This is a genomic window from Silvimonas sp. JCM 19000, from assembly GCF_054652575.1.
Window position 1 is genome coordinate 37,224 of the sequence record NZ_BAAIHC010000018.1, and the last position, 22,384, is coordinate 59,607.

The 22,384-nt window shown below is 61.2% G+C and carries 20 protein-coding genes; 9 read left to right on the top strand and 11 right to left on the bottom strand.

Annotated elements, in window-relative coordinates; genetic code table 11:
- Nucleotides 1-184: 184 nt before the first annotated feature.
- Together ACYQ1A_RS15440 and ilvA are read right to left on the bottom strand one after the other, a co-directional pair.
- Nucleotides 185-1,405, bottom strand: coding sequence for a multifunctional CCA addition/repair protein (locus ACYQ1A_RS15440; protein WP_499363375.1), 1,221 nt, complete (start codon nt 1,403-1,405; stop codon nt 185-187).
- 50 nt (nt 1,406-1,455) lie between these two features.
- Entirely contained in the window at nt 1,456-2,976 is a 1,521-nt protein-coding gene (gene ilvA / locus ACYQ1A_RS15445) for a threonine ammonia-lyase, biosynthetic (protein ID WP_062224786.1), read from the bottom strand.
- Nucleotides 2,977-3,150: 174 nt separating this feature from the next.
- On the opposite strand from ilvA, the gene ACYQ1A_RS15450 reads away from it, so the two are divergent.
- Complete coding sequence (locus ACYQ1A_RS15450; RefSeq protein WP_499363377.1) at nt 3,151-3,873, top strand: 16S rRNA (uracil(1498)-N(3))-methyltransferase; 723 nt, start codon at nt 3,151-3,153, stop codon at nt 3,871-3,873.
- A 57-nt stretch (nt 3,874-3,930) separates the two neighbouring features.
- Nucleotides 3,931-5,688, top strand: a complete 1,758-nt coding sequence (gene msbA / locus ACYQ1A_RS15455; RefSeq protein ID WP_083459072.1) for a lipid A export permease/ATP-binding protein MsbA — start codon at nt 3,931-3,933, stop codon at nt 5,686-5,688.
- Here the strand turns inward: msbA and ACYQ1A_RS15460 are convergent.
- The gene (locus ACYQ1A_RS15460; protein WP_499363379.1) at nt 5,685-6,635 is read right to left on the bottom strand and encodes a LysR family transcriptional regulator; all 951 of its coding nucleotides are present in this window, start codon (nt 6,633-6,635) and stop codon (nt 5,685-5,687) included. The two genes, msbA and ACYQ1A_RS15460, sit on opposite strands and share 4 nt — an antisense overlap.
- A 91-nt stretch (nt 6,636-6,726) precedes the next feature.
- Between ACYQ1A_RS15460 and ACYQ1A_RS15465 the strand changes: the two genes are divergently transcribed.
- The gene (locus tag ACYQ1A_RS15465; protein ID WP_499363381.1) at nt 6,727-7,920 is read left to right on the top strand and encodes an MFS transporter; all 1,194 of its coding nucleotides are present in this window, start codon (nt 6,727-6,729) and stop codon (nt 7,918-7,920) included.
- A 96-nt stretch (nt 7,921-8,016) separates the two neighbouring features.
- Here the strand turns inward: ACYQ1A_RS15465 and ACYQ1A_RS15470 are convergent, their stop codons facing one another.
- Together ACYQ1A_RS15470 and rsmD are read right to left on the bottom strand one after the other, a co-directional pair.
- Nucleotides 8,017-8,265 (bottom strand): YfhL family 4Fe-4S dicluster ferredoxin, encoded by a 249-nt coding sequence (locus ACYQ1A_RS15470; RefSeq protein ID WP_062225675.1) that lies wholly within the window; start codon nt 8,263-8,265, stop codon nt 8,017-8,019.
- Nucleotides 8,266-8,354: 89 nt separating this feature from the next.
- The gene (gene rsmD, locus ACYQ1A_RS15475; protein WP_499363383.1) at nt 8,355-8,924 is read right to left on the bottom strand and encodes a 16S rRNA (guanine(966)-N(2))-methyltransferase RsmD; all 570 of its coding nucleotides are present in this window, start codon (nt 8,922-8,924) and stop codon (nt 8,355-8,357) included.
- Between the two features lie 67 nt (nt 8,925-8,991).
- Between rsmD and ftsY the strand changes: the two genes are divergently transcribed.
- The 5 genes from ftsY to ACYQ1A_RS15500 all read left to right on the top strand — a co-directional run bounded on the left by ftsY (nt 8,992) and on the right by ACYQ1A_RS15500 (nt 13,323).
- On the top strand, nt 8,992-10,161 hold the full coding sequence (ftsY, locus tag ACYQ1A_RS15480; RefSeq protein ID WP_499363385.1) for a signal recognition particle-docking protein FtsY: 1,170 nt from the start codon (nt 8,992-8,994) through the stop codon (nt 10,159-10,161).
- 54 nt (nt 10,162-10,215) lie between these two features.
- Nucleotides 10,216-10,869, top strand: coding sequence for a cell division ATP-binding protein FtsE (gene ftsE, locus ACYQ1A_RS15485; RefSeq protein WP_499363387.1), 654 nt, complete (start codon nt 10,216-10,218; stop codon nt 10,867-10,869).
- 7 nt (nt 10,870-10,876) lie between these two features.
- Nucleotides 10,877-11,782, top strand: a complete 906-nt coding sequence (ftsX, locus tag ACYQ1A_RS15490) for a permease-like cell division protein FtsX (RefSeq protein WP_062225290.1) — start codon at nt 10,877-10,879, stop codon at nt 11,780-11,782.
- A 214-nt stretch (nt 11,783-11,996) separates the two neighbouring features.
- Complete coding sequence (gene rpoH, locus ACYQ1A_RS15495; RefSeq protein WP_499363390.1) at nt 11,997-12,851, top strand: RNA polymerase sigma factor RpoH; 855 nt, start codon at nt 11,997-11,999, stop codon at nt 12,849-12,851.
- A gap of 163 nt (nt 12,852-13,014) precedes the next feature.
- Nucleotides 13,015-13,323 carry a hypothetical protein gene (locus tag ACYQ1A_RS15500; protein WP_499363392.1) on the top strand — a complete coding sequence of 103 codons (309 nt, stop codon included), beginning with the start codon at nt 13,015-13,017 and terminating at the stop codon, nt 13,321-13,323.
- A gap of 54 nt (nt 13,324-13,377) precedes the next feature.
- Here ACYQ1A_RS15500 and ACYQ1A_RS15505 read toward each other — a convergent pair whose 3' ends face one another.
- The 6 genes from ACYQ1A_RS15505 to ACYQ1A_RS15530 all read right to left on the bottom strand — a co-directional run bounded on the left by ACYQ1A_RS15505 (nt 13,378) and on the right by ACYQ1A_RS15530 (nt 19,448).
- Complete coding sequence (locus tag ACYQ1A_RS15505) at nt 13,378-14,259, bottom strand: phosphotransferase (protein WP_499363394.1); 882 nt, start codon at nt 14,257-14,259, stop codon at nt 13,378-13,380.
- 150 nt (nt 14,260-14,409) lie between these two features.
- On the bottom strand, nt 14,410-15,540 hold the full coding sequence (locus ACYQ1A_RS15510; protein WP_062225406.1) for a M14 family metallopeptidase: 1,131 nt from the start codon (nt 15,538-15,540) through the stop codon (nt 14,410-14,412).
- An 83-nt stretch (nt 15,541-15,623) separates the two neighbouring features.
- Nucleotides 15,624-17,015, bottom strand: coding sequence for an FAD-binding oxidoreductase (locus tag ACYQ1A_RS15515; protein ID WP_499363396.1), 1,392 nt, complete (start codon nt 17,013-17,015; stop codon nt 15,624-15,626).
- Between the two features lie 100 nt (nt 17,016-17,115).
- A complete protein-coding gene (locus ACYQ1A_RS15520) occupies nt 17,116-18,069 on the bottom strand; it encodes a homoserine kinase (protein ID WP_499363398.1) in 954 nt (317 codons plus the stop codon).
- Between the two features lie 184 nt (nt 18,070-18,253).
- Nucleotides 18,254-18,607: a DUF2782 domain-containing protein gene (locus tag ACYQ1A_RS15525; protein ID WP_499363399.1), complete on the bottom strand. Its 354-nt coding sequence runs from the start codon at nt 18,605-18,607 to the stop codon at nt 18,254-18,256.
- A 103-nt stretch (nt 18,608-18,710) separates the two neighbouring features.
- Nucleotides 18,711-19,448 carry an LOG family protein gene (locus ACYQ1A_RS15530; protein ID WP_499363401.1) on the bottom strand — a complete coding sequence of 246 codons (738 nt, stop codon included), beginning with the start codon at nt 19,446-19,448 and terminating at the stop codon, nt 18,711-18,713.
- An 80-nt stretch (nt 19,449-19,528) separates the two neighbouring features.
- On the opposite strand from ACYQ1A_RS15530, the gene polA reads away from it, so the two are divergent.
- The gene (gene polA / locus ACYQ1A_RS15535; RefSeq protein ID WP_499363403.1) at nt 19,529-22,255 is read left to right on the top strand and encodes a DNA polymerase I; all 2,727 of its coding nucleotides are present in this window, start codon (nt 19,529-19,531) and stop codon (nt 22,253-22,255) included.
- Nucleotides 22,256-22,384: the final 129 nt, after the last annotated feature.

A 22,384-nucleotide genomic window follows, 5' to 3' on the forward strand; every position in this document is an offset into this window, starting at 1 on the left:
CATGGGGCTTTGTGCGTTGCCCGTGGCGCGCTGGCGATGTCACTGCGATATCACCATCAGCTGCGATAGGGTGGGTCTTGACCCAACAGGCAAAGTGATCGGCCACGTGCTGCGCAATGGGTTACGGCTTTGCATGGTGGGTCGTGACCCACCCTATGTGCTGGCGGCCATCCGCGATGTGGGCTTAGCTGTCCTTCGGCGGCATTGCTGCCTTGATCGCATTCAGCCGCGCCAGCGCCACCGCGTCGGGAATCTTCGATTTATCGTCCAGCGCCTTGGCAATCGCGCCCGCATCCACGGCGCGCGCGGCGTTCAGCAGGTGGGTGAGATAGTCCAGTTGCGGGTACGGCGTGTCTTCTTTGCCGGTGCGGCCGCGGGCGTCGGCGCGGCAGGCGCGCAGCATCAGCGCAAAGCGGTCGGGTTTGCGTAGCGCGTCGCTGCGTTGCAGCAGGTCCAGCACGGTGTTGGCGCGCAGTTCCAGCGCGCGGTGTACCAGCGTGTGATCGCGGCAGACCATCACGGCCAGGTCGCGGCATTCGCTGGTGGCGCGCAGGCGGGCGCTGAGTTGTTCCACCAGCTCGACACCGCGTGACTCGTGGCCGATATGGTGCGGCAGGATGTCGGCGGGGGTGGTGGCTTTGCCAAGGTCATGGCACAGCGCGGCGTAGCGTGCGGTCAGCGGCAGGTCTTCAGCGGCGGCGTAGTCGAGCACCAGCATTACGTGCACGCCGGTGTCGATTTCGGGGTGATGTTGTTCGGGTTGCGGCACGCCAAACAGCGCGTCCACTTCGGGCATCACGCGCGCCAACGCGCCGCAATCGCGCAGGATGCGGAACATGCGCGAGGGTTTCTGTTCCATCAACCCGCGTGCCACTTCTTGCCACACGCGTTCGGGCACCAGATGGTCGACTTCGCCATTGGCGACCATTTGCCGCATCAACGTCATGGTTTCGGGGGCGGCGTCGAAGTCGAAGCGGGCGGCAAAGCGCGCCAGCCGCAAGATGCGCACCGGGTCTTCGATAAACGCATCGGAAACGTGGCGCAGCAGGCGCGCTTGCAGATCGGCTTTGCCGTTAAACGGGTCGATGACGTGGCCGGCGTCGTTCTCGGCCATCGCGTTGATGGTCAGGTCGCGCCGCAGCAAGTCTTCTTCCAGCGTGACGTCGGGCGCGGCGTAAACCTGGAAGCCTTTATAGCCGGGGCCGGATTTACGCTCGGTGCGCGCCAGCGCGTGTTCTTCGCGCGTTTTGGGGTGCAAGAACACCGGAAAGTCTTTGCCCACCGGCTTGTAGCCGGCGGCAAGCATGGCTTCGGGCGTGGCGCCGACCACCACCCAATCGATGTCCTTGACCGGTAAACCCAACAAGCGGTCGCGCACGGCGCCACCTACGCGATATCGCTGCATGGTCGTTCTCTCTGGCTTATCAACAAACGTGGATCAAATATCGACAGCGCTTAGCCGAGGAAATGCTTGTAAGCGACGTTGTCGGTTTCCACCCAGTAGCGATAGCCCAGTTTTTCGAGGAAAGCGGCAAACGCGGCTTCGTCCGATGGCGGCACTTGCATGCCCACCAGCGTGCGGCCGTAGTCCGCGCCGTGATTGCGGTAATGGAACAAGGAGATATTCCATTCCGTGCTCATGGTATTCAGAAAGTTAAGCAGCGCGCCCGGGCGTTCGGGGAATTCAAAGCGCAGCACGCGTTCGTTATCCACATGCGGCGCGTGGCCGCCCACCAGATGGCGAATGTGCAGCTTGGCCAGTTCGTTGTCGGTGAGGTCAATCGCGGCCAGGCCGGCTTCGGCCAGGTTTTCGATCAGCGCCGTCACTTCGCTGCGCTTGTTGATCGACAGGCCGACAAACACATGCGCCTGTTCAGTATCGGCGTAGCGATAGTTGAATTCGGTGATATTGCGGGCGCCGATGGCGCTGCACAGCGTGCGGAATGCGCCGGGGCGTTCCGGCAGCGTGACTGCGATGACGGCTTCGCGCTGTTCGCCCAGTTCGGCTTGCTCGGCCACATAACGCAGCCGGTCAAAGTTCATGTTGGCGCCCGAGGCGATGGTGATAAAGGTCTGGCCCGTGGCGTTTTCGCGCGCGGCCCAGGCTTTGGCCCCGGCCACCGCCAGCGCACCGGACGGTTCCAGAATGGAGCGGGTCTCTTCAAACACATCCTTGATCGCGGCGCACATGGCGTCGGTATCCACCAGGATGACTTCATCCACCAGCTTTTGCGCCAGGCGGAAGGTTTCGCTGCCCACCTGCTTGACCGCCACGCCATCGGCAAAGATGCCCACTTGCGGCAACACCACGCGATCGCCCAGCTTGAGCGACAGATACATGGCGTTGGCATCGGTGGGTTCCACGCCGACGATGCGCGTTTCGGGGCGCAGTCGTTTGATGTACGACGCGATGCCGCTGATGAGCCCGCCGCCACCCACCGGGATAAAAATCACATCGATCTTGCCAGTGTGTTGGCGCAGCAGTTCCATGCCGATGGTGCCCTGGCCGGCAATCACATACGGATCGTCGTACGGATGCACGAAGGTGGCGCCGGTTTCTTCGGCACGCTGCACGGCCGAGTCATAACAGTCCGAGAACGAATCGCCGATCAACACCACTTCGGCGCCATTGCGCAGCACGGCATCGACTTTGATGCGCGGCGTGGTGGCCGGCATAAAAATGGTGGCCTTGCATTTGAGTACGCGTGACGAGTACGCCACGCCTTGCGCATGGTTACCGGCCGAGGCGGTGACCACGCCGCGCGCCAGTTCTTCTGGCGTCAGCTGCGCCATGCGGTTGTAAGCGCCACGCAGCTTGAACGAGAACACCGGCTGCATGTCTTCGCGCTTGATCAACACCGTGTTGTTAATTCGGCGCGACAGATTCGGCGCCGCGTCCAACGGGGTTTCAATGGCGGCGTCGTACACGCGGGCGGTGAGGATACGTTCTAGATAATCGTGGTCGGTCTCGGGCATGGTGAGGTCAGCGCAGGGTGGGAGTCGGAGGAGTCTTGCATTGTAGCCACAACGCTTGCGCCGAGTCATGGCGCAATCCTTATCCAAATGTGCCGTGACAGTGGCTGGCGTTGTGCGGCCAAACCGGGCCACAATCCGGGCATCGCGATGCCGCCTTATATAGATACTGCTGCCATGCCTCGTTTTTTTGTTGACCATCCGCTGGCGCTGGAAAGCGCATTCAATCTGCCCGAAACCGTGGCGCGCCATGTGCAGGTACTGCGCATGCAGCCGGGCGAATCGATCACGCTGTTTAATGGCCAGGGCGGCGAATACAGCGCCCGCATCAGCCTGATGGGTAAGCGGGAGGTGGGCGTGCTGGTGACGGAGCACCAGCCGATCGAACGCGAATCGGCCATCCACAGCATTTTGCTGCAAGCGGTATCGGCCAATGAGCGCATGGACTTTACCGTGCAGAAAGCCACCGAAGTGGGCGTCACGGAAATCTGGCCGTTCTACAGCCAGTACAGCCAGCAACGCCTGAGTGGCGAACGCGCCGAGCGCCGGCTGGCGCATTGGCAATCGATTGCGCAAGCGGCCTGCGAGCAAAGCGGCCGCACCCGCGTGCCGCAAATCCGCGCGGTGGGCACGCTGGAATCGGTATTGCGCGATCTGCCCGCCGACCTGCTCAAGCTGACGCTGGCCCCCGGCGCGGTCACGCGTTTGCGCGATCTGACCACGCCGGTTACGCACGCCGCCGTGCTGGTCGGGCCCGAAGGCGGCCTGACCGGCGCAGAGGAAATGACTGCGCAGCAAGCCGGGTTTGTCGGCATCCACTTAGGCCCGCGCATTCTGAGAACCGAAACCGCGGGCCAGGCCGTGCTGGCGGTGCTGCAATCCCAATGGGGTGACTGGTAGGCGGCGGCGCGGCCATCAGCGGTTATACTCGCGGTTTGTTTTTTGATGAGTCCGGGCATGAACTCTAGCCGAGCCCTGTATTTCCGCCTGTTAAGAGAAATCCAGCCGTACTGGCCCGTGGTGGCATTGTCGATCTTCTGTCTGGCCGCTGCGGCTGGCGTGGATGTGTATCTGACCAGCTTGCTCAAGCCGCTGGTTGACCAGAATTTGCGTGCCGATTCGTTGGCGCGTTCCGAAGCGTGGGATCTGCCGCTGGAGATTTTTGGCCTGGCCGTGATCCGGCTGGTGACCAACTTTGGCAGCGATTACGGCAGCGCCTGGATTTCGGCGCGCGTGATGTACGACCTGCGCGAAAAGATGTTCAGCCGCTTTCTTAAATTGCCGGTGCGCTATTACGACAAATCGTCGACCGGCGTGCTGGTGTCGCGCGTCACCTATGACGTCAGCCAGATTATGGATGCGGGCGTGCAGGTAATGACCACGCTGGTGCGCGATTCCGTCACCACCGTGTTTTTGCTGGGGCTGATGCTGTACCGCGACTGGCAACTGACCTTGCTGTGTCTGATTCTGATTCCTGGGGTGGCGCTGTCGATCCGCATTGTGGGCCGTCGTCAACGCCGGATTTCGCGCGAGACGCAATCCAGCATGGGCGATATGACGCGCATTCTGGATGAAAGCCTGTCCGGCCAACGCATGGTCAAGATTTTTGGCGGCTTTCGCTTTGAGTTGACGCGGTTTTTGCGCGTCAACAATAGCGTGCGCACGCTGACGGTAAAACGCGCGGCCACGTCGAGCATGAACTCGGGCGTGATCATGTTGCTGATCGGCATCACGCTGGCGTTTATCGTGTATTACGCCAGCCTGCGCGCCCAACAGGGCCAGCTGACGGCGGGTGCGTTTGTGTCGTTTATGGTGGCGATGATGATGATCCAGTCGCCCATCAAGAACATCACCCGCATCAACGAAAGCCTGCATCGCGGCCTGGCGGCGGCTGAAACCGTGTTTGGCGTGCTGGATGAAACCGAAGAACTGGACGACGGCACGCAAGAAATCGGCCGGGCCAAAGGCGCGCTGAAGCTGGACGACGTCAGCTTTGATTACGGCGGCAACAACCGGCCCGCGCTGGACCATGTTTCGCTGGATATCGCGCCGGGCCAGACCGTGGCGCTGGTGGGTAGTTCGGGTAGCGGCAAAACCACGCTGGCCAATTTGCTGCCGCGCTTTTACGAAGCCACCAGCGGCGGCATTACGCTGGATGGCGTGCCGGTTAACCAGTTCCGCATCCATGATCTGCGCCGCCAGTTTGCGATGGTCAGCCAGGATGTGATCCTGTTTAACGATACGGTGGCTGCCAACATCGCTTATGGCGACGCCGCGCCCGATCTGGAACGCATCCGCGCCGCCGCCACCGCCGCCTTCGCGCTCGATTTTATCGAAGCGATGCCGGAAGGCTTTAACACCATGCTGGGCGAAAACGGCGTGCGTTTGTCCGGCGGGCAGCGCCAGCGTCTGGCCATTGCGCGCGCCATCTATAAAGATGCGCCGGTGTTGATTCTGGATGAGGCGACCAGTGCGCTGGATACCGAATCCGAGCGCAAAGTGCAGGCCGCGCTGGAAAACCTGATGCAGGACCGTACCACCATCGTGATCGCGCATCGCTTGTCCACCATCGAAAACGCCGACCGCATTGTGGTGATGAGCCAGGGTCGCATCGTGGAAGCGGGCCGCCATGCCGAGCTGATGGATAAAGGCGGCGCGTATGCGCAAATGCATCGCGTGCAGTTCACCCAGCAGGTGGAAGAAACCGCACCTTAAGTGACGGCGCTAAACACGCTATACAGCTCGGGCTGCGCTACATCACGAATGGTGCGCAGCGCCAGCTGGCGTAACCAGATGCTGGCGCCGTCTTGCTGGTTGCGCGGGTGCCACGCCAGACTGAAATTGCTGATCGGCACCTCAAACGGCACCTCAAACGCATCCAGCACATGCAGATGCCGCTGCACCAGCGGTGTGGGCAAGATGCTCACATAGTCGGTGCGCTGCAAAATCAACGGCACCACGGTGAAATGCTGCACCGACAACGCCACCTGGCGCGTGCGCCCCAGCCGCGCCAGCGCCTCATCGGCAAAGCCATACAGGCCGCCACCATCCTGCGATACCAATATATGTTTGAGCGTGCAGTATTCGTCCACGCTCACCGCCTGGTTGCCGCGCGGATGGCCCTTGCGCTGCGCCAGCACGCAGCCCTGATCCAGCAATAGCAGCGAGCGTACTTGCGGCGGCAGCGTGCGGCTGGAGGCGATGACAAAGTCGATCTCGCCGTTTTCGAGCTGGCTGGCGATGCGGTCGGGTTCCAGATTGTGGAAAGCCAGGCGGATTTTTTCGCCGGCATGCGTGCGCAAGGCTTCGATCAGCGGCAGGCCGATCACGGCGGTGGCGTTGTCGCTGGCGGCGATATGAAACACCTGCTCATGCGTGAGCGGATCAAATTGCGGCCGATGGCTGACCACGCGCGCCAGCGACTGCAGCAAGGGCGCCAGTTCGGCGTGCAATTGCAGACCGCGCGCGGTGGCCACCATGCCACGACCGCGCTCCGCCGGTATCAACAAGGGATCATTAAAGCTCAACCGCAGGCGCGCCAGCTGCGCCGAGAGTGCGGGCTGGCTGAGGTGCAAACGCGCGGCGGCACGCGTGACATTGCGTTCTTCCAGCAAGGCATCCAGCGACACCAGCAGGTTTAAATCCAGGCTGCGCAAATCCATGGGCGTTATGTCAGGTATACGAATAATCCATTATATGGATAGCTGGGCGCTGCGTAGAGTGGCGGCATTGTCTTTCTGATATGACGTCATCATGGCCGAATCTACTCCGACTTCCGCACGCACCGCCGCGCTGTACACGCTGACCGCGGCGTACTTCACCATGGGCACCAATACCATGGCCGCGATTGGCGGCCTGCCCGCCATTGCCCAAGGCCTGCACAGCACGCCCGCGCAGATCGCGCCACTAACGGCGGTGTTTGCGCTGACCTTTGCCATTGCCGCCCCGTTAATCCAGATGCTGTTTGGCCATCTGCCGCGCCGCCGCCTGTTGATAACAGGGTTGCTGGTGGCGATGCTGGGCGCGCTGGCATCCGCCTTGGCGCAGGACGTCGCTACGCTGATGGCGACGCGTGTGCTCACCGCATTGGGCGCGGCGGCCATTGGCCCGGTGGCATCCGCCATCGGCACCACGCTGGTGGCGCGCGAACATCACGGCCGCGCTCTGGCTACCGTGTTTATGGGGATGACGATTGCCTCGGTGGTCAGCCTGCCGCTCACCACCTGGCTGGCCGCGCATGTGGGCTGGCGCGTCATGTTTATGTGCGTGGCGGCGCTCAACGTCAGTACGGCGCTGGCGGTGTTGCTGCTGGTGCGCGATGGTGGCCTGGGTTCGCGCTTGCCTTTGCCCGATCTGGCGCGGCTGTTGCTGCAACCGGGCATTGCCAGCGGCGTGGCGGTGGTGATGTTTGAAATGGGCGGCTTTTTTATTAGCTACACGCTAATTGTGCCGCTGCTGCACGAACACTTCGGCATGGCGCCCGGCGTGCTGGAAATCGCGCTGGTGACGTTTGGCGTGGCGGGCATCCTCGGCAACTTTTTTGCCCGCGCTGCGGCCGACCGCTGGACTGCCGACAAGGCGTTGACGTTAGCGCTGAGCGCACTGGCCATCATCTATCTAAGCGGCTATATGCTGCCGCCGTTTGCCGTTAGCGCCTTTGCGATGCTGATGGCCTGGGCCGTCGCCAACGATCTGTTCATGCCGTCGCAACAGCGCCGCCTGGTGGAACTGGCCCCCGATGCCCGCGCGATGGTGCTGGCGTTGAATGCCTCGGCGCTGTACCTGGGCATGTCGGGCGGCTCGGCGTTGTCAGGCTGGATCGATCATCAATGGGGTACGCGGCCGCTGCTGCTGGCCTCGGCGCTGGCGATGCTGGGTGGACTGGTGGCACTGAAGTGGTCGCGCCAGGCGCAGCGCAACGTGGCGGTGTGCGCCGCTTCCGCCTGATCGGGAACGCGAGCGATGCGCGTAAAAAAACCGGCAGCGTAAAGGTGCCGGTTTTTTCTGGTCCGCCAAGGGACAGGGCGGACTGCGAACGCGCTATCAAGCCGCCGAAATGATCATGTACTTTTGATAGAGCTCTTCTTTGCTCTCTTTCATATCGGGATTGTGCGGAATGCAGTCCACCGGACAGACCTGCTGACATTGCGGCTCGTCGTAGTGGCCGACGCACTCGGTGCACAGGTTGGGGTCAATCTCGTAAATCTCGGCACCTTGCGAGATTGCGCTATTGGGGCATTCGGGTTCGCAGACATCACAGTTGATGCACTCGTCAGTGATCATCAGCGCCATGGCATTCTTCCTTCAAAAACAAGATGTTTGAAACGGGGCCGGATTGTCCCATGTTTATGACAGCTGGGACAACGGCAATACGCCGCTGTTCAGATCGCATCGCCCGACGTGCTGTCCGCCCGCTGCAACAAGCCGCAGCGTACCGCGCCAGCTTTAAGCTCTTTTGACAGCGTCCAGCCGGCCAGATCGGGCCACGCGGCGCATTCCGCATAGACGACGGCGTTCGGCTTTAACCTCGGGGCCAGCTGCGCCAGCACCTGCGCCAGCAGATCGGTGGCAAAGGGCGGGTCCAGAAACACGATATCGAACTGATCAGCGGTGCGGCCCAGCCACGCCAGGGCATCGGCTTGCAACAGATCAACACGTTCGATGCCGATGGTTTTGCGGTTGCTGTCCAGCGCCAGATACACCGGCCGGGCTTTTTCGATCATCACCACGCGCCGCGCATTGCGCGATGCGGCCTCGAAGCCCAGCGCACCGCTGCCGGCAAACAAATCCAGGCAATCCAGCCCGCTCAGATCCTGCCCCAGCCAGTTAAACAACGTTTCGCGCACCCGATCCGGCGTGGGACGTAGGCCGTCTCCGTCAGGAAAATGAATGATGCGCCGCTTGTATTGGCCGCCAATAAGCCGAACCTGGTTTTTGTGCTGTGCCGCCATGCCTTCCCCGCGCTAAAATCGCGCCAAATCAGATATTTTCCGCCATTGCAGGACAAGCGCAAAGCCCATGTTCGATTTTTTCCGCAAGAAACCCAAGCCCGAAACGCCCGCTGCACCCGCAGCGGATGTCACCCCGCAGCCAACGCCACCGCTGGTCGAACCCGAAGTGGCCGCTGTGGTCGAGCCCGGCGCGCCCGTGCAATGGCTGCCGGCCGAAACGCCTGCGCCCGAGGCCGAAGCCGCACCGACGCTGATCATGCCGTCGCCCGATGCCGTGGGCGAGATGCCGACGCTGGTGGTGGCGCAGCCGCAAGACAAGCCCAAGCTAAGCTGGTCCGAACGGCTGAAAGCCGGTCTGGCGCGCACGCGCGACACGCTGGGCAAGAATCTGGCCGGCCTGTTTGGCGGCGGCAAGATTGACGAGGACTTGTACGAAGAACTCGAAACGGTGCTGCTGACCGCCGATATGGGCGTCGACGCCACCACGCAGTTGCTGAAAGACGTGCGCAATCGCGTGTCGCTGCGCGGTCTTAAAGATGCGTCCGAACTGCGCGTGGCGCTGAAAGAAGCGCTGCTGGAGCTGATCCAGCCGCTGGAAAACCCGCTGGTGATCGACGCCAACAGTCCCAAGCCGTTTGTGCTGATGGTGGCGGGCGTTAACGGCGCGGGCAAAACCACCAGCATCGGCAAACTGGCCAAGTATTATCAAAGCCAGGGTCTGAGCGTGTTGCTGGCCGCAGGCGATACCTTCCGTGCCGCCGCGCGCGAGCAGCTGGTGGTGTGGGGCGAGCGCAATGGTGTGCAGGTGATTGCGCAAGAATCGGGCGATGCCGCCGCCGTGGCGTTTGATGCCGTCAACGCCGCCAAGGCGCGCAAAGTGGACGTCATCATTGTGGATACCGCAGGCCGTTTGCCCACACAGCTGCATTTGATGGATGAAATCCGCAAGGTTAAACGCGTGGTGCAAAAGGCTGACCCCACCGCACCGCACGAAGTGATGCTGGTGCTGGACGCCAACACCGGCCAGAACGCGGTTAGCCAGGTCAAGGCGTTTGACGATGCGTTGGGCCTGACCGGTCTGGTGCTGACCAAGCTGGATGGCACGGCCAAAGGCGGCGTGATTGCAGCTATTGCCAAGCAACGCCCGGTGCCGGTACGTTTCGTGGGCGTGGGCGAAACCATTGATGATTTGCGCCCGTTTACCGCCAAAGATTATGTGGACGCGCTGTTTGAATAAACCCGGTTGGATATCGACCAGCGCCCCGTTCCGATCACCTTGCACGGACAGCCGATGATCCAGTTTCAGCAGGTCACCAAGCGTTATCCGGGTGGCTTTGATGCCATCAAACAACTGAGTTTTGAAATCCAGGACGGCGAACTGGTCTTCCTGGCGGGCCATTCGGGCGCGGGCAAATCCACGTTGCTGAAGCTGATTGCCGGCATCGAACGCCCCACAGCGGGCTCGGTGCTGGTCAACAACCAGAATCTGGCGCGCATGCGCCGCGCGTCTTTACCGTATGTGCGCCGTCATATCGGGCTGATTTTTCAGGATCACAAAATCCTGTTTGATCGCAGCGTGTACGACAACGTGCGGCTGCCGCTCGATATCATCGGCTTTGGCCATCAGGAAGGGCATCGCCGGGTGCTGGCCGCGCTGGACAAGGTGGGGCTAAGCGGCAAAGACAAGCTCAATCCGGTCAGCCTGTCGGGCGGCGAGCAACAACGGCTGTGCATTGCGCGCGCCGTAGTACACCGGCCGTCCATCTTGCTGGCCGATGAACCCACTGCCAACCTGGATCGCGATTACGCCCAGGACATCCTGCAGCTGTTCAAATCCTTCCACCAGGTGGGCGTGACGCTGGTGATCTCGGCGCACGATGAAAACCTGATGGCCGACTACGGTCGCCGTATCCTGCGCCTTAAAAACGGCCAGTTCACCGCGTGAGCCCACGATGAAACACTGGATACGACTGAATCTGATTGCGCTGAGTCGCACCTTGGGCGCCATGCTGCGGGCACCGTTTACCAGCTTGCTTAATCTGCTGGTGATCGGGATTGCGGCGGCGTTTCCGCTTGGCTTCTATTTATTGATAGCGAGCGCACAAAGCGTCACCGCGCGTTTGCCGGTGGAGCCGCAGCTCTCGGTTTATCTGCGCGTCAGCGCGGGCACGCCAGAAATCGAAGCGCTCAAACAAAAGCTCAAAACCGATCCGCGCTTGTCGGCCAGCCGTTTTGTCGGCAAAGACGAGGCGCTGAAGCAGATGCAGGCTGGCCTGGGCGGCACCGATCTGCTGGCTGGCCTGACTGATAACCCGCTGCCCGATGCTTTTGTATTGACCGCGCGCACCGACGTGCCCGCCGAGCAGCTTGAAGCACTCAAGAACGAACTGACCACGCAGTCGGCGGTGGAGCAAGTGCAACTGGATTCGGCGTGGGCGCATCAGCTGCAACAACTGATCGCTGCAGGCATGGCACTGTTGCAGGTGGTGGTCGTGCTGCTGGCCGTGGCGCTGGTGCTGATTACCGGCAACGCCATCCGTCTGCAGATCGTCATCCGTAGGGATGAGATCGAAGTCGCCAAGTTGATTGGTGCCACCGATGCTTTTATTCGTAGACCGTTCGTCTACTTTGCCGCACTGCAGGGCATATTGGGCGGTCTACTGGCGTGCGGCATCGTGGCAGGTGCACGCAGCTGGCTCAATCCATCGGTGCTGGCACTGGCGCAAAGCTACGGTCAACCCTTTGCATTGGCGCGCCCGGATTGGCTGCTGGCGGCGATTACGCTGGCGGTGACCACGGTGCTTTGCCTGGTCGGCGCGCTGATCGCTGTCAGCCGACATCTACGTCAATTTCGGTAGTTGCCTGATAAAACCCTGATAAACAAAGGGTTATATTCGGGGCATGTGGTAGTTGATAGCTATCGCCTGTATAAAAAATATTGCCGTGCAACATAGGGTTTCGTGTGCTTGAATTCACGACTGAACTTTTTAGTTCGGTTAGCACTCTGAGGTTCGGAGTGCTAATATCCAGCGTCGTCGTTTGAAACGACGCCGATAAAGACAGGAGAATCACATGGCCCATAGCGTTGCACTGCCCGTTATCACTGGTGGCGACAGCATTGAAAGCTACGTACAGCGCGTCAATGCCGTACCGATGCTGACCCACGAGCAAGAGGTGGATCTGGCAACCCGCTACGCCCATGAGAATGATCTTGAAGCCGCCGGCCAGCTGGTGTTGTCCCATCTGCGTGTGGTGGTCTCGATCGCTCGGGGTTACGCAGGTTACGGACTGCCACAAGCCGACCTGATCCAGGAAGGCAACATCGGCTTGATGAAAGCGGTCAAACGCTTTGAACCCACTCGCGGCGTACGCTTGTACTCGTTTGCCGTGCACTGGATCAAAGCGGAAATCCACGAATACATACTGCGCAACTGGCGCCTGGTGCGGATTGCTACCACCAAAGCGCAGCGCAAACTGTTTTTTAATCTGCGTTCCATGAAGGCCGGCTTTGCCGCGCTGACCCACGCTCAGGCCAAAGAAATTGCCGATGATCTGGGGGTCAAGCCGGAAGAAGTGCTGGAAATGGAAACGCGCATGAGCGGCCAGGATATTGCGTTGATGGCCGATGACAGCGATGACGATGGCTACGCGCCGATCGACTGGCTGGCCGATTCGGATAACGAACCGACCCAGCAGCTGGAACGCCGCGCCTACGACACGCTGCAATCCGACGGCATTCTGCACGCGCTGGATTCGCTGGATCCGCGCAGCCGTCGCATTATCGAAGCCCGCTGGTTGGGTGACGATGGCAGCACCACGCTGCACGAACTGGCCGCCGAATTTAAGGTTTCGGCCGAGCGTATTCGCCAGATCGAAGCCAAAGCGCTACAAAAAATGAAAGTGGCGCTGGAACCGGCTGACGCCTGAGCGTATGCAAAGTGGTAAGAAAAGGGCACCCTCGGGTGCCTTTTTTTACGAGTGAATATGGAGTAGTGTCAGAAAAGTTCTTATTTTTTCGTAATCTACTCAAGTTGTTGGACCAGCCTCCGATAGAGAAGGTAAGCAACCCGATCTAAAAGGAAGAACGCGTATGGATATTGTTACTCCGGTCCCGACTCAAACGGGCACGCTGGGCGCCTCGGCGATTGCCGATAGCACCGGGGGCAGCGTGCGCACGCCTTATCGTCCCCAGAACGTGCGAGCCGCCTATGCACAGCCTCCCGCTCCGGCCTGGAACGGCGAAGAGCGCCGCAGAGGTGAAGACCGCCGCCTGAAGCAATCACGGCGGCAAGAGCAGGTGACCACGCCGCTGAATACGCGCGCCGGGCAAGATCGCCGCCGCCAGGGTCGTCGCGCGGATGACCTGCCGGATCGCGTTTCGCTCTCTATCCTGGCCTGAGCGGCCCGCGGCCGCATCAGCACACGCCAGTCGCCGCCCGGCCCCGCACTATTGTCACCGGCCAGCCGCGGTTAATGCGGCATCCAGCGCGCCCAGCTTGCGCTGCATCCACGCTTCATCAAACCAGTCTGCGCGCTCGATATGCCAGACATCGTCCAGCACGCTGAATAACAGCCGCCGCGTCGCATAGCCCGCGTGCAGGGGATAGCTCGCCAGATAAGCGTCGTATAGACCCAGCTGCGGCCCGCCATCGGCCAGATGAAACACATCCAGCTCACGATGGCTAAAGCGGCTACGGCCCGGGTCCAGCACTGCCGTTAATGCGCCAGTCTGGGCATCGGCCAGAAAATTACCCGGATGCGGATCGTCATGAATCAGGCTGGGGGTATCGTCGGCCAGCGCATCCAGCAACGGCCGAGCTCGCCGCCAGGCGTGGGCCACCGCAGCGGCCAACCAAGCTGCCGTTTTTTCCGGATGTGCGGCCAGCCACGCCTGCCGCGCCGCCACAAACGCGGCATACGCATCCGTAAAGGTGGCATAGCGCGCGCCATCCACGTCCTCAAAATAAGTGGCTGATTGCCCATGCCATTGCGCTAACGCCGCAGTCGCGTCGGCGTTAAAGCGGATGCGCGCGGTGGGCTCAGTCAACTGGTCCGGGTTAATGCCGGGCAGCCAGCTCAATGCCAACACCTCATGCGTTTCGACCGAACCCTGTCCGATGACGCCGGGCAATGGCGCCACCGAGCAAGCAGCCAAGCGCGCCAGTGCGTCGATCTCGGCCTGGCGATGACCGCGCTGCTTGAATACCTTGAGCACGCACACGGGGCCATCGGTCGCGCTAGCGAGATACAGCCGTGCATAAAAGCCCTCGACCAAGGGCGCGACGGCCACCGGTTTCGCGACCAAGGCCGCCGCAAAGCGTGCCAACGCATCCATCTGCATCTCGTCCGCTCCCCACCTTAAATGCCGATAACGAGCATCAGCTTAAGCGCTCACACGCAACAAAAAGCCCGGCGGCGGAAGCACTCCGCAGGCCGGGCAAACTGGCGCTCGGCAGCAAGCCCGGCGCCACGGTGTCGATCAAACTCAGCGTAGATCGCGCACCACCGCCAGCAGCGGCGTCAGCACCGATACGCCAAACTGTGCGCTGCGTTCGCCATTCCAGCCCACATCAGGCACCGGCAGGTTGGCGGTGTCTTTAAACGGCATCTCGATGGTGAACGCCAGGCAATCAAAGCGATCGCCCACCCAGTTGGTGGCCATGGTCAGCGTTTCCGGGCCAAAGCGGCCGTCGCCATAACCGTGCTCGACCTGGAAGTCCGGGCTGGCAGCAAGCCAGGCGGCTTTGAAGGTGGCGCTCAGCGCGCGTTGGCGTTCCGAGAACGAAGGATTGTCCTGACAACCCGCCACAAAGTTATGCGGAATCGATTCGTCGCCATGCACATCGAGGAAGGCATCCACGCCGGTCTGTTCCATGGCATTGCGCACCAGCAGTACCTCGGGGCTGGTTTCGATGCTGGGGGCAAACCAGGCACGGTTGAGGTTGGTGCCCGCTGCATTGGTGCGCAGATTGCCGCGTACACTGCCGTCCGGATTCATATTGGGCACGATGTAGAACACCGCTTCGGTCAGCAATTTGCGCGCGACGGCATGATGCGGATCCAGCAGGGCGCTGACCAGACCTTCGGCAAACCACTCGGCCATGGTCTCGCCCGGATGCTGGCGCGCGATGATCCAGATTTTTTTCTTGCCCGCAGCGGGCGTACCCACGCGCAGCAGGTCCAGCGGACGGCCATCCACGGTCTGGCCCAGCTCTTGCACCACGGCTTCGCCGGTCACTTGCGCATGGCCCAGCGTTTGCAGATGGCGCTCAAACGAATACGGCTCAAAGTAGGCGTAATACACCGAATCGCGTTGCGGCTGATGGCGGATGGTCAGCACGCCATTTTCATAACTGGTGGGCACGGTAAACCACTCCACGCCGTCGTACGAGGCGCGCGCCGCGTAATCAGTCCAGCCGCCCGGATACGCTGATTGCCCGGCGTTTTCGATATGCATCACGCATTCGCGAAACGCCGTGCCCGCCAGGCGGAAATGAAACCACTGGCGCAGCGGCGCCGCGTTATCGGCGCGCAGGTTTAGACGGATATGGGACGGGTCTTCCAGCGAAATTACGTCAATCGCGCCGGAATCAAATGCGGTGGAAATCGTCAGCATGGTGGTGTGCCTGGGTGGGGTTACACGGGCCGCCGCTGGCTTTGTGGGCTTGGCGACGGCATAAACAATCGGTGCGGGAATGCTCAACCCGCCAGCAGTTTGCCTGGGTTCATCAGCTTGTGCGGATCAAGTGCGTGTTTGATGGTGCGCATCAAATCCAGCTCCACGTCGCTACGGTATTGCGGCAGCAGATCACGCTTGAGCTGGCCGATGCCATGTTCGGCCGAAATGGTGCCGCCGTGGCGCTGCACGATCTCGTACACCACTTCATTGATGCGCGGCTCGTGCTGATACGCGGCGTTGGTCACGTCATCAAGAAACACGTTGTAATGCAGATTGCCGTCGCCCAGATGGCCAAACGCAATGATATCCGCGCCAGGTAGGGCGGCGTGCAGCGCGGCTTCGGCTTCTTGCAGAAACTGCGGAAACGCCGAGGTCGGCACGCCAATATCCTGTTTGATGCTGACGCCTTTGCGCTTCTGCGCCTCGGGCACCGCCTCACGCAGCGCCCAGAAATCGGCGGCGTCGCTACGCGAGGTGGCAATCAGCGCCTCGTCCGCACCTTCGTCCAGCAGGGCTACGCCAAAGCGCGTCAGCAGATCGTCATCGGTGCCGCCATCGGACACCTCGGCCAGCACGCTCCATTCGGGCAGCTCGGCAAACGGCTTGGGCAATTCGGGGCAATATTGCGCCAGCAATTGCCAGCAGCGGCGCGACAGCAATTCAAATGACGTAACACGATCGCCCAGCCGATGCTGCAAGCCGCGCAGCAAATCCACCGCGCCTTGCGGATTGGCCACCGGCACCAGCGCCGTGGCCTGCGCCGTGGGCAGCGGAAACAGTTTGAAAGTAGCGCGCGTAATAATCCCGAGTGAGCCTTCGCCCGCAATAAACAATTGCTTGAGGTCGTAACCAGTATTGTCTTTGCGCAAACCGCGCAGGCCATTCCAGATGCGGCCATCGGCCAGCACCACCTCCAGGCCCAGCGTCAGATCGCGCATATTGCCGTAGCGCAGCACATTAAGCCCGCCCGCGTTGGTGCCCAGCGCACCGCCCACGCGGGCCGAACCTTTGGCGCCCCAATCGGCGGCAAACAGACGGTCGGCCTCGCGCGCGGCGTTTTGCAGATCGGCGATGATGGCGCCCGCTTCGGCGGTAATGGTGTTGTTGCCTACATCCACGTCCAGCACGCGGTTCATGCGTTCCAGCGCGATCACCACGGCGTGGCCGCTTTCGTCGGGCGTGGCCGCGCCGCACAGGCTGGTGTTACCGCCCTGCGGCACCATGGGCACGCCATGCGCTGCGCATAGTTTGACGATGGCGGCCACTTCTTCGGTATTGCGCGGGCGCAGCACCGCCAGATTGCGGCCGTGATATCGGCGGCGGCCGTCGATCATATAACCCTCGGTGGCCGCGCCAGTCAGGATGCCGGCGGGGTCGAGGATTTCGGACAAGGCGTGCAGCAGATCGGTCATGGCAGGCTCGAAGCGGGGTTATCGGTCAACCGCAAAAGCGGCTACAGCAAAAGCCAACGGCAGCTACATCACTGTAGCTGCCGTCGTGGGGTTCAGCCGGTCAGACCGGCGCCGGCACCAGCCAGAAATCCTGGCGCTGGGCGTGGTGCGTAATCACCCGTTCGTATTGCGCCGGATCTTTGGCGTAGGTCATTTCGCCGGTGGCGGGCTTGTAAAAGTCGAGCAAGCGCGAAGTCCAGAAGCGTAGTGCCGCGCCGCGCAAAATCACCGGCCATGCCGCAAATTCGTTGGCTTCCAGCGGGCGCACGCTCTGGTAGGCCTGCAGCATCGCCTCGGCGCGCGCGCGGTCGATATCGCCATCGTCTGTGCGGCACCAGTCGTTAAGCGCAATCGCCAGGTCGTACAGCAGCGCGTCGTTGCAGGCGTAATAGAAATCGATGAAACCACCGATGCGGTCGCCATCCAGCAGCACATTGTCGCGGAACAGATCGGCGTGGATGACGCCTTGCGGCAGCGTTGTATAGTCCTGGCGCAATTGCAGATCCACTTCGGCCTGCAAGCGCGCGGCGGTGTCGGCGTCCAGGTATTGCATGACTTCGGCGGCGGTATCGGCCCACCATTGCACGCCGCGCGGATTGGGCATGTGCGCCGGATAGCTGCGGCTGGCCAGATGCATTTGCGCCAGCATCTCACCCACTTGCGCGCATTGCGCCACATTGGGCTCATCCACCACGGTGCCAGGCAGACAGGGCACCAGCAGGGTGGGGCGACCATTCAGCGTGTCGGTGTATTGGTCGTCGATATTGGCAATGGGCGCCGCCACCGCAATGCCGTGATGCGCCAGATGCGCGGTCAGATTGACGTAGTAAGGCAGGTCGCTGCTTTGCAGGGCTTCAAACAAAGTCAGCACATAGCGACCATGGGTGGTGGTCACAAAGTAATTGGTATTGGTAATCCCGGCAGCAATGCCTTTAAGGTCAACCAATTGCCCGATGTAATAACGCTTTAAAAACGGCGCCAGATCGTCGGGCGTTACGGTGGTAAAAACGGACATGCTGTAAACCTGTGCCTGGAGTTGCGGCGCTACTGACCGGTAGTGCAAACGGATTGAACCACGAGACCCCGGGGCTGACCGCGCCGCTCATGACAGGCTTGGGGAAGGGGCGCCAGCGGATGGCTGGGGCTGACCTGATAAGGCAATGCCGGGGTTGCCCGCCGGCATTGTTTCAAACCCGCTATCAGAATTCAACCAGAACCCAGCGCGGCGGCGCCAGGTTGTCACCGCCCAGATCGCCTGATTCACTAAAACGGCCGTTGCCTTCCCGGTCGACCATGTAATACGGCGCGCCCACCTTGGGCGTTACTTTCATCATGTACAGCTTGCCGTGCATACGATATTCGGTAACGGTGGAATCGGGTTTTTCAATGATGCGCACTTCGGGTTGTTCGGCGGCCTGCACCGGGCTGTCGGTGGCGGGCATCGGCGGCGGCGGTGGCGCTTCGGGTTCAGTCTTGCCGTTGCTGGGGGCCGCGGCCTGGGCAAAACCCGCCAGCAAAGCCAGCAGGGGGACTAATTTGATGAGGGGGCGCATGAGCGTTTCTCCTTGGGCACTTTTTTGTTGTGGGTGCTCTGCAAATAACGGTTAAAGACGCGGTGCGGATTACGCTGGTCCGATCCGCGGAGTCCATCGTCGCTTAGAGCGAGAACTGCATCTCGCGTTCGGCGGGCGACATTTCAAAACCACGCGTCTCATAAAAATCAAAAATGGCGTTAACGACTTGTTCTGGCTCGTCGATCACCTGGATCAGGTTCATATCGTGGGCGGCAATCATGCCTTCGTTAACCAGCGTGGTTTTAAACCACTCGACCATACCGCCCCAGAAACTGCTGCCCATCAGAATCACCGGAATCTTGCGAGTCTTGCCAGTCTGGATCAGCGTCAGCGCTTCGCTTAGCTCGTCCAGCGTGCCAAAGCCACCGGGCATCACCACATAAGCCGTGGCGTGTTTGACAAACATCACCTTGCGCGCAAAAAAGTGACGAAAGCTCTGGCTGATGTCCTGATACGGATTGCCGCTTTGCTCATGCGGCAACTGGATATTCAAACCCACCGATGGGCTCTTGCCCTCAAACGCGCCTTTGTTAGCCGCTTCCATAATGCCAGGGCCACCGCCCGAGATCACCGCAAAGCCGGCATCAGATAACAAGCGGGCCAGTTGTTCGGTCAGCTTATAATACGGGTGGCTCACCGGCGTACGGGCCGAGCCAAAGATCGAAACAGCGGGCTGGATCGGCTGTAACCGTTCGGTGGCTTCAACAAATTCCGCCATGATTTCAAACACGCGCCACGACTCGCGGGTGCGCCATTGCTGCAGGTCTTCTGTGGCCGTGGACGGGTCAGAATACTGCGGCAGCTTGTCTTTCAAGCTCATGATCGTATCTTTTGATGTTTGTGAATAAAGCCGGGCGGCGAGGGCGTCGTCCGGTTTCCAGTATAAGAGGGTTTGCCCTGATGCCCAGGCTTTTGCTCATTGACGGTTCGTCTTATCTGTACCGCGCTTTTCATGCGATCCGCGAACTGTCGGCCCCCGATGGCACGCCCACCAACGCCATCTACGGCTTTGTGAACATGCTGCGCAAACTGCGCCAGACCACGCCAGCCGATTACATCGCCTGCGTGTTTGACGCCAAAGGCAAAACGTTCCGCGACGATATCTACCCCGAATACAAAGCCCAGCGCCCGCCGATGCCGGACGAACTGCGCTCGCAAGTGGAGCCCATCCATGCCGCCGTGCGCGCGTTTGGCGTGCCGATTCTGTGCGTGGATGGCGTTGAGGCCGATGACGTCATCGGCACGCTGGCGCTGGTGGCCTGCACCCAGGGTATCGAAACTATCCTCTCCACCGGTGACAAGGATATGGCGCAGCTGGTTAACGGTTGCGTACGCATCGAAAACAGCATGACCGAAGAAGTGCTGGACGAAGCCGGTGTGCTGGCCAAGTTTGGCGTGCGGCCCGATCAGATCGTCGATTATCTGACGCTGGTGGGCGATACCGTCGACAACGTGCCCGGCGTGCCCAAATGCGGCCCCAAGACCGCAGCCAAATGGCTGGCCGAATATCAGACGCTGGATAACCTGGTGGCCAATGCCGACAAGATCGGCGGCGTGGTCGGGCAAAACCTGCGCGATACGCTGGCGTGGCTGCCCACCGGCCGCAGCCTGGTCACCATCAAATGCGATGTCGACCTGACCCAGGAACTGCCCAACCAGCTGCTCGACCTGGCCCCCACGCACGAAGACTGGCACACGCTGCTGGAAATGTTCCGCCGCTACAACTTCCGCACCTGGCTGCGCGAGGCCGAAACCCGCATCGCTGATGGCGCGGGCGTATTGCCGGGCACCGAAGCCGTGGCCGCGCCGGTCAGCAAGGTGGAGCGCCATTACGAGGCCATCCGCACGCCCGAACAACTGGCCGCCTGGCTGACCAGAATCCACGATGCCGACGTGGTGTCGGTGGATACCGAAACCACCAGCCTTGATCCGCTGCGCGCGCGCATCGTCGGCATTTCGATTGCGATTGCGCCGGGCCAGGCCGCCTATCTACCGCTGGCGCACCGGGGCACCGCCGCCGCCGACCAGTTGCCGTTTGATGAAACACTGGCGCAACTCAAACCGTGGCTGGAATCGCCCACCCACAAAAAGCTGGGGCAGAACCTTAAATACGATCAGCACGTGTTTGCCAACCACGGCATCACGCTACGCGGCGTGGCCGATGACACGCTGTTGATGTCCTATGTGCTGGCCAGCCACGAACGCCACAATCTGGACGACCAGGCCGAGCGCGAACTGGGCGAAACCACCATCAAATATGAAGATCTGTGCGGCAAAGGCGCCAAGCAGATCGGCTTTGATGAAGTCGCCATCGAACAAGCCACCGATTACGCCGCCGAGGATGCCGATATCGCGCTGCGCCTGGCCGCCGCGCTGCAAGAACGACTGGCGCAAGAACCGCGGCTGGAAGCGCTGTATCGCGATATCGAATTGCCGGTGCGCGATGTGTTGTTCCAGATGGAACGCACCGGCGTGCTGCTGGATGCGCAATTGCTCAGCAAGCAAAGCCATGAGCTGGGCTTGCGCTTGATCTCGCTGGAACAGCAAGCCTACGAACTGGCTGGCATGCCGTTCAACCTGGGCAGTCCCAAGCAGATTGGCGAAATCTTTTTTGAAAAGCTCGGCCTGCCGGTGACCAAAAAAACGCCGAAAGGCGCGCCGTCCACCGATGAAGATGTGCTGCAAGAACTGGCCAAGGATTTTCCGCTGCCCAAAGTGCTGCTGGAACATCGCAGCCTGTCCAAGCTGAAATCCACCTATACCGACAAGCTGGGCAGCATGCTCAACCCGGCTACCGGCCGCGTGCACACCAGCTTTAACCAGACCGTGGCGGTGACGGGGCGGCTGAGTTCCAGCGACCCCAATCTGCAGAACATCCCGATCCGCACCGCCGAAGGCCGGCGCATTCGCGAGGCGTTTATTGCGCCGCCGGGGCACAAGATTATCTCGGCCGATTATTCGCAGATTGAGTTGCGCATCATGGCGCATCTGTCGGGCGATGAAGCGCTGCTGAAGGCGTTCCAGGAAGGCATGGACGTACACCGCGCCACCGCCGCCGAAGTATTCAGCGTGATGCCGATCGAGGTGTCGCCGGAACAGCGCCGTTATGCCAAGACCATCAACTTTGGTCTGATCTACGGCATGAGCGCCTTTGGCCTGGCGCAATCGCTGGAAATTGAACGCAGCGCCGCGCAGAACTATATCGACCGTTACTTTGGGCGTTTTCCCGGTGTGGCCGCATATATGGAACGCACCCGCGCCGAAGCGCGGCAGCGCGGCTTTGTCGAAACCGTGTTCGGCCGCAAGCTGTGGCTGCCCACCATCAAGGCCGCCAACCCGATGCAACGCGCCGGGGCCGAACGCGCCGCGATCAACGCGCCGATGCAAGGCACCGCCGCCGACCTGATCAAACTGGCGATGCTGGCCACCAACGACTGGCTGAGCAGCGGCACGCTCAGCAGCCGCCTGGTGTTGCAGGTGCACGATGAACTGATACTGGAAGTGCCCGATGCCGAAGTGGCGCTGGTGCAGGAACAATTGCCCAAGATCATGGCCGACGTGGCGGCGCTGAAGGTACCGTTGGTGGCCGATGTCGGCATCGGCCTTAACTGGGATCAAGCCCACTGACCCATAGGGTGGGTCTCGACCCACCACTCAAAGGCGCATGCCTGTGCTGTGGCGGTTGCTATGAATTCCTTACGGCGTTCAAACCTGGGGCCGTGCTGCGCCATGTGCCCATGGCTTTGAACGGTGGGA